Consider the following 7,459-nt stretch of genomic DNA (forward strand, 5'->3'; position numbering starts at 1 on the left):
GGGTTTTCGGGTTTTCGGGTTTTCGGGTTTTCGGGTTTTCGGGTTTTCGGGTTTTCGGGTTTTCGGGTTTTATAAAAAATGAATTCCGTACATCAAGAAATGCGAACACCAAAAAACGAAATCACGACAACACGAAAAAACAGAATCACAAAAAAACAAAAATTACACAACACCGAATCACACAACACGAAATCACCAAAACACGAATACACAGAAGCCCGCTTAGTTAAAAACAACCGGCGACCCCATCCGGATCTTTACGGGCTCGCCATTTTTCCGCGCGGGTGAGAACACCATATCGCGCACTGCATCCTCCGCAATCTGGTCGCAAATCTCGTGGATGCCGGCTGCTGTGGCTGTATCCAGCACAACGCCTTTCTCATCTACTACATAAACAATGGTGACCTTTCCCCTTACAGGACAATCTGTTTTAGCAAGGCGTTCATTAACTGCTTTCTGAAGTGCATTTAGTCCTCCCATCATTTCAGCCAGTTGCAATCCTTCGCCGGCAAGGTTGTTTTCGATGCCTTCGATATGATCAAAAGTGTAATCACGGGCTTCCGCTGACACGAGGGGCTTTTCTTGCATTTCCGGAGTTGCGGTACCGGCGCAACCGGCTACTATCACACACAGGATCACAGCCACTAATAAGGTAAATCTATCCACTGTACAAGGCGCTTTGTTTGTTAATTGTGCCTATCTGACGCACGCATCCTGAGAAGGTTTACACGTCAGGCATCTGCAACCAATCCAACAACAACATCCATCACATTGGTGTGCGTGGGACCAGGCTTGAGCAAACTATTCATTTCCAAAAAGAAGGTATACGCATCGTTATCGTTCAGGAACGCCTGGGGATCGCGTTTCCGCTGACGGGCCAGTTGCAATGTTTTCGGGGTTGCAAATGCGCCGGCAGCATCTGTGGGGCCATCGATACCGTCTGTGCCTCCGCTGAGGAGCAACAAGTTTTTGCCGGCCCCTTCAATTTTGAACGCACTACCAAGCACCAGTTCCTGATTGCGCCCGCCCATGCCTTTGCCTTTCACTGTCACCGTGGTCTCTCCTCCCCAAAGATGACACACTGGCCCTTGCGCATCACCTGTCATGATGGACTCAGCCAGTGTTTCACCGGCAATCCGGGCTTCTCCTTCCACCCACTCCTCGTGGATTTTTACGTCGTAATGCCGCCGCGCAGCTTCACGGCATGCAGCCTTTAGTGCATCCCGGTTGGTCCCAATCAAATGGGTTTGTACGTTTTCAAACAGCGTACTCTCTGGTTTTGGCGTTTCGAATGCCGGGTCTTTCGCGCCTTGCTCGAGGTGGGCACGCACCGATGCCGGCACCTTTTCCCACAGGTTATACGTACGTAGTACGCGGATCGCGTCATCGAAAGTCGTCGGGTCTCCTACGGTGGGGCCACTGGCAATGACACTAAGATCATCTCCAATCACATCAGAAATAACAAGTGCCACAGTTTCAGCCGGCATCCCGCGTTGCGCAAGCCGGCCACCACCGAGCAATGACAGGTGCTTGCGCACCGTATTGAGTTCGCGTATATCAGCGCCACACCGCAAAAGTTGCGATACCGTTTGCTGACCATCTACCAGGGAAATCCCGTCTGCAAAGGCCATCGTCAACGCAGATCCCCCGCCCGAAATCAACACAATAAACAGGTCTTCCGCTGTGCAGTTGGATGCCAGTTCAAGTAACACATGCGCCGCGTCTTCGCTGGTTTGATCGGGCACGGGATGGCCGGCCTCCAACACATTGATTTTTTGCGGACGTTTAAAAGGATACGGCAGGGTTTCGCTGTACCCCTTGGGCACAACTACGCAACCCTCTGCCAGGTCATCGCCGAGTTTGTTTTCAACCACCCACGCCATCGCCATCGCCGCCTTCCCCATGCCGGCTACAACAACACGACGATATTCTCCAAAAGACCGTGTTGTAAGGTCTTCCCATGCAACCTGATCTAACAATACATCTGCCTGTACACCCTGCACCGCAGCAAGGAATATTGCACGCGCATCGTCTATGAGTTCTTGCACTGTTCGCCTTTTGCTTTAAACCTGGATAAAGAATCAAAAAGTGGGATTCGTATTATACTAAATAACCCTCACGGAAATTCCGTGCCAACTATAAAACTTAGACACTGCCCTTGCTGTTTTTCTTCTTTTTTAGTCTGATTATTGGCACTTCGAGTTATGCAATAACGGATAATATGGCTCCTGGCGATCACGTAGATCCCGTTTTTGTCGTAAAACACAGCCGCGCAGCATCTGCCATATCTAGGCTACCCGAGATCTCCCAAAATGGGACTTCCCTGCATTTCTCAGCTGATACCCTCCGTGCCCTCATTATTTTCACCCGTTTTAAAGATGACAACGTCGCCGGCGACCCCAATGTGGCCTACCGCGACTGGCCCCTTTTTGATAACCCCAACCAGTTGCCGGCTTTTGCAAAATCCTTGCTTGCGCCTGATCCCGCTCCTCCCTTTGCTGACAGTTCTTTGACAGCGTATCTCTATGAACAATCGCTCGGCAAGTATGTCATGTACGGCACCGCCTACGACTCAGTGCTCATTTCTGATCACCCGGAGACACGCTATCACCGAAGCCAGGGCGGCTATGGGTTGCTTACCAAGGAGTTGCTCGACAAACTAGACCGATATGGGTTTGACTTTAGCCAATATGACAAGAACAAGGATGGCTATATCGACTACCTGTTTGTTATTTTACGGGGAGATTCAGCCCGCGACAAGAAGCAGTTTGTCTGGACGGGCGCATCGTGCCTCGACGCGCGCTGCAGCGGCTCCGTGGCCGGCGGTGGGCCACGCGAATTGCCACTGTATGATGGCATAAAAATAGATTGGAATCTCTCTGGCTCTTACATCATCCACAGAACCCAGGGTAACATCATTCCCCTGATCTACCACGTGCGGCTCATGGCACACGAACTAGGCCACGACTTGTGGCGAGAACACTTTGTGCACATCCCTGCGCTCCAACAGAATGACGTCCCGCGCTCACACAACCGCGGCCGCGGCAAAGACTGTATCGGATACATGTTGATGGCCGGCGCCGGCGGCGCGCAAGACTGCCAGGGCGCTCAAACCATCTCGGCGTACGAACGCGATCTGCTGGACTGGATTGACTGCAAGGTGCTGTCTACTTCAGCCAATAACCTCGAGCTCGGCGACCTCTACACGACATCAGATTGCTACAAAGTCTCACTCGAAGCACGTCCGATGGGCCGGCGCCTCTACCTGTCCAATTTGCAGCGCGTAGGGTATTTCGATCAACTGCGGCGTGGTGGAATAAACGAGCAGTTTGACATGGGCCTGCTCCGCACAACTGGCCTCCTTGCAACCTATGCCCGGGGATACAGTGCAGACATCCTCCCCGCAGACAATACCCTACAGCTTGTCATCGACAACAAGGCATATGAAGGAGACCTGTTTGGGCCCGGTACAGCAACCCAGCTTACCCCCTGGACGCGCCCTAACAGCAGCGGCTACAACCGATATGCCGGCGACGTTATACATACCTGGATAGCCGTAGACAACATCAGGTACGATGTACAGGACACGACGCGCATGTTGTTCGACTTTCACGAGGACTTCCGCCAACAACCCATCATCCGAGAGGACTCGTGGCTTGGCGAAGGGCTGGCAGACTTTACCTTTGACACGCCGATTACAGTCACCAACAACAGCGTGTTGACCATCGAAAAAGAAGTGCGCGTTGCCGACGCTTTGTTACTGGACAGGAATACGGCTATACACGTCGCGGAAGGCGCCACATTGCACCTTTTATCCTCGAGTAGACTCCAAATGCTGGGCAGCACACGCATCACGGTAGCCGGCACCTTCGTGATGGATGGTTTGGTACAACGCTCTCTACACACACCGATTGAACGTGTGGGTGACGGCATCATTAAATCCAACCTGGTCGACTAGCTACTCAGCAACAGAAAAGTGCAGCATCATGCCGGCTTCCAGATGCTCAGCAATATGGCAGTGCATCATCCAGTCCCCAGGGTTCGACATATCAACCAGCAGATCAATGGTTGAACCAACCGGCATAAGGGCCGTGTCTTTCCACACCAGGTTTTGATTGGGTACGCCATCTATAGAAAGCACCAGATAACGCTGCCCGTGGATGTGAAACGGGTGGTTCATGGGATGGAAGGTTTTCGGGTCATTGAAGATGCGCAATTTTATCACATCTCCTTTTTCAAAAGCCCAGTGGATGTCCATGTTTTTGAGCCCAGTTGCCGGCTCCTTCAAAATCCACTCTACCTGGTGTCCCGTAGAGAGCCAGTTCATCATCGGCATGGCATCATTCCACTCGATGGGCGGCACGTAGAGTGAGTCGGCTTCCATCGACAACATAATAGGGACCGGCAGCTCTTTTACGGCCAGGGTTAACGCCAGCGTTTTGTCGACGGGTTTATCAAAATATGCCCGGTACTGGTTGATGTCTTCCTGTACTGCAGTGTGCTCGCGCAAGACATCAAACGGCGAGGCAAGCGCTTCATCCACAGCAGTTTCGCTGACGGTGATGATGCCCAGCGTATCAACGTGCGGGTAAAATTCTCCCCGAAAATGGTCGATGGCCTGGATGGTATTGGTAAAAGCGTACGTACCCGGCTTGTCAAACTTCACTTCAACCACATACCGTTCAGCCGGCGCGATCGGAACACTGGCCACCCATGCCTCTCGTTCAAAACGGCTCACATCCGATGCGACAAGTTTGATCGGCGCGCCATCAAACAGCAGATTGAAAGTACGAGAATTTGCTACATTTGTAAGGTTAAACCGCACCACTTCGCCCTGTGACAGCCGCAAACGGTAATCGGGCTGCCCGTTGACCAGCTTCACATTCCCAAAGCGCCCCATCAGCGCGTGGGTTGCTGTGTTGGCTCCCCAGGCAATCATGCCGCGGTCGTCAATCAGGATATCATCCAGAATGAGCGTCTCTTCCCGATGCACGGGATTGTAATAATCTGCAGCAGAAGCCTTAACCAGCATGTTGCCATACAACCCCAGATCCTGCTGGATATCTTCGCGCATGTGCGGATGGTACCAGTAGACACCGGCATCTTCGAAATACAACTTGTACGTAAACGAGTCCCCCACTTCCACCGGCTTCTGCGTCACATTTGGGATGCCGTCATACTGGTTGTCGAGCCGGAGCCCATGCCAGTGCATTGTGGTCGGCATTTCGATGTTGTTCGTGAAATTGACCACAATTGTCGCACCCTGGTCAGCCTTGATGATGGGCCCGGGATACATGCCATTGTATCCGTACATAATGAAAGCCTGTTCGTTGAACGTGCGGCGGACAAGGCTGGCCTCAAGATCGAGTGTATCCCCGTCAGCCATCTCCACCACTTCAGCCGGCCGGGCTTCGGGGAGCATGTTTGCCATTTGGCCTGCGCCAGGCAAAAACGGTTCAACCGGCGGCAATTCGTTTTCGATGCCCGGCATCATGGGCATAGACATATCCATCGGCGGCATGCGCCACTCATCATCAGAAGCATCCATGTTGTGCCCGTGATGCATATCGTGCATGTCGTGATTTTGCCCGAGCACCAAGCCTGGCAAAGAGAGCAGTCCAATCAACAAAAGAAAAGAAATCCTGACGCGGTTATTCATCCACATGGTTGCTACTGCTTAAAGAAATCTCGGAAGCAATAAAATATTAGGGTACTCTACCACTACACGTACCAAAGACATCTTACCTCAATACCCGTAAACCGCACAAGGTTCGCTTTCATAAGGACCGTGGCCGGCCATCGTGTGCATGTACCCGCTGCGGGATAAGCCGCGAAGCACAACCGGTCCCTTCCATCGTGGCTGGTCTGGGTCTACTGTTTCTTCCAGCGTGATGATTACCAGAAACTTATTCCAGTCCACTTCGCCACTGATCTGGTGACCGGCTTCGAGAGGACCGAGTTGTTTGATGTTATCAAGTTGTGGTGTAGATACCCAGGCAACATAGGTGCCTTTACGCGCCGGCGCCATGCGATCAACCTTTATATCCAGGTTGTAGATGTAGCTTCCATCCGCGCCAACAGCAATGCCAAACGGGGTTGACTTATAGACGACGGTCCCAACGCCTGTAGCCACGCCGGCCCCCGGTACTTTTCGCGTTGTCACCAGATCGATCTGGTAATACGGCGGCGGGTCCGGATCAACCACCACACATGCATCTGTGAGGGGCGCGCTGTCTACTACAGCATCATCAACAGGGCCAAGTAGCCAAATCGACATCAGCAAGCCAATAAGTACGTACATCTAACTGTGCTTTGTTTGGATCAAAGTTTTTTGTCACGGCATCATTGTTACTGTGCAGCCGGCCCTTCGTCGAAGTTTTGCACACTCGACACGTTGGGCATGCCCCAGTCGTCGCCATGCCAGCCATTAAACCCATCCATGCGGAAGGTCCAAAACCCGGTAGTCATATCGCTTACGACAATGAGGCCATCTTCATTCCGCACATCCACCCCAAAAGCACCGTTAAACATAGGGTAGCGGTCTGAATTTGGGGGACCAATATAGGTATCGTAGTACGCCACGGTCTGCGGGTTTTTCGGGTCACTCATGTCGAAAATCTGCAAACCATCGAGGTATCCCGACACAAATACATAAGGCCAACGCACTTCGTGGTTATGCACGAGGTGCTTCCAGTTGGCTGTCCAGGCGCTGATTGGATTGCGGATGTTTTTCCGCTCCCCGTCGAGTGCCGGCTTGAGGTCAAAAATACGCAGCGGGGCGTACTGATACTCCGTTTCAGCAATCACGTAACGGCCATCGGGCGTGGGCGTAAAAGTGTGTCCGTAGCGAACACCTGAAATACCAGTCAGGGTGACCAGCAATTCTGGATTATCAAGATCTGTGATGTTATACACGTAATAGCCGCCGGTGCCGCCGCCATAAAATCTATCCTGCGCCGTTTCAACGTGGTAGCCCGCATAGAAATCGTGGTACCCGCGCCGGCCACTCTCGTCCGGATTTGGAATACGCGCAATAAGCGCTTCATCAACTTTACCCTCGACAACCATTCCCATGTCATACACGTGCGCATATGCACCGTTGACCGTGGTCAGTAACAAGACGCGGCCGTTGGAGTGTTTGTAGATAAAGATGTTATGGAAGCCGCCTGGAAGCGAAGGCTCGCGGATGCGCGCAACTTCTTTCACCTCCTCGGGATCTGGCAACCCGGTGACATCCAGCACAACCGCACCCAGGTCGCTATCAGGGCCACCCTGCCCAAATTGCAGCGACTGCACTACATAATACCGATCATCCCACTTGAAATACTTAACGTCCATCCCACCCGTAGGAAGGTGCAAGTCCTGGTCTTCGATCCGCCAGCGGTACAAAACTTCTGGTTTATTAGGATCTTTGATGCTGATAATGTCTGTACCTTTGGGGCCAAAATCTCCGTAAACC

At 52.4% G+C, this 7,459-nt stretch carries 6 protein-coding genes; 1 reads left to right on the forward strand and 5 read right to left on the reverse strand.

Going from position 1 to position 7,459, the window contains the following annotated elements:
* Positions 1 to 222: 222 nt before the first annotated feature.
* Together AAF564_24630 and AAF564_24635 are read right to left on the reverse strand one after the other, a co-directional pair.
* Positions 223 to 588 (reverse strand): energy transducer TonB, encoded by a 366-nt coding sequence (locus AAF564_24630; protein ID MEM8488756.1) that lies wholly within the window; start codon positions 586 to 588, stop codon positions 223 to 225.
* Between the two features lie 143 nt (positions 589 to 731).
* Complete coding sequence (locus AAF564_24635; protein ID MEM8488757.1) at positions 732 to 2,048, reverse strand: glycerate kinase; 1,317 nt, start codon at positions 2,046 to 2,048, stop codon at positions 732 to 734.
* A 173-nt stretch (positions 2,049 to 2,221) separates the two neighbouring features.
* On the opposite strand from AAF564_24635, the gene AAF564_24640 reads away from it, so the two are divergent.
* A complete protein-coding gene (locus tag AAF564_24640; GenBank protein MEM8488758.1) occupies positions 2,222 to 3,958 on the forward strand; it encodes a hypothetical protein in 1,737 nt (578 codons plus the stop codon).
* On the opposite strand, the gene AAF564_24645 is transcribed toward AAF564_24640, so the two are convergent.
* The 3 genes from AAF564_24645 to AAF564_24655 form a co-directional block, all read right to left on the reverse strand.
* Complete coding sequence (locus tag AAF564_24645; GenBank protein MEM8488759.1) at positions 3,959 to 5,665, reverse strand: multicopper oxidase family protein; 1,707 nt, start codon at positions 5,663 to 5,665, stop codon at positions 3,959 to 3,961.
* Positions 5,666 to 5,746: 81 nt separating this feature from the next.
* Positions 5,747 to 6,301 carry a hypothetical protein gene (locus tag AAF564_24650; protein MEM8488760.1) on the reverse strand — a complete coding sequence of 185 codons (555 nt, stop codon included), beginning with the start codon at positions 6,299 to 6,301 and terminating at the stop codon, positions 5,747 to 5,749.
* Positions 6,302 to 6,348: 47 nt separating this feature from the next.
* On the reverse strand, positions 6,349 to 7,459 hold a 1,111-nt coding region (locus AAF564_24655), incomplete at its 5' end, for a hypothetical protein (GenBank protein ID MEM8488761.1).

The sequence above is a fragment of the Bacteroidota bacterium genome (assembly GCA_039111535.1).
Classification (GTDB): Bacteria; Bacteroidota; Rhodothermia; order Rhodothermales; family JAHQVL01; genus JBCCIM01.

What these genes read in the sequence shown, in the direction of transcription:
- AAF564_24640 (MEM8488758.1), top strand. Translation starts at nt 2,222, where the DNA reads ATGGCTCCTGGCGATCACGTAGATCCCGTTTTTGTCGTAAAACACAGC.
- AAF564_24630 (MEM8488756.1), bottom strand. Translation starts at nt 588, where the DNA reads ATGCAAGAAAAGCCCCTCGTGTCAGCGGAAGCCCGTGATTACACTTTT.
- AAF564_24650 (MEM8488760.1), bottom strand. Translation starts at nt 6,301, where the DNA reads ATGTACGTACTTATTGGCTTGCTGATGTCGATTTGGCTACTTGGCCCT.
- AAF564_24645 (MEM8488759.1), bottom strand. Translation starts at nt 5,665, where the DNA reads ATGTGGATGAATAACCGCGTCAGGATTTCTTTTCTTTTGTTGATTGGA.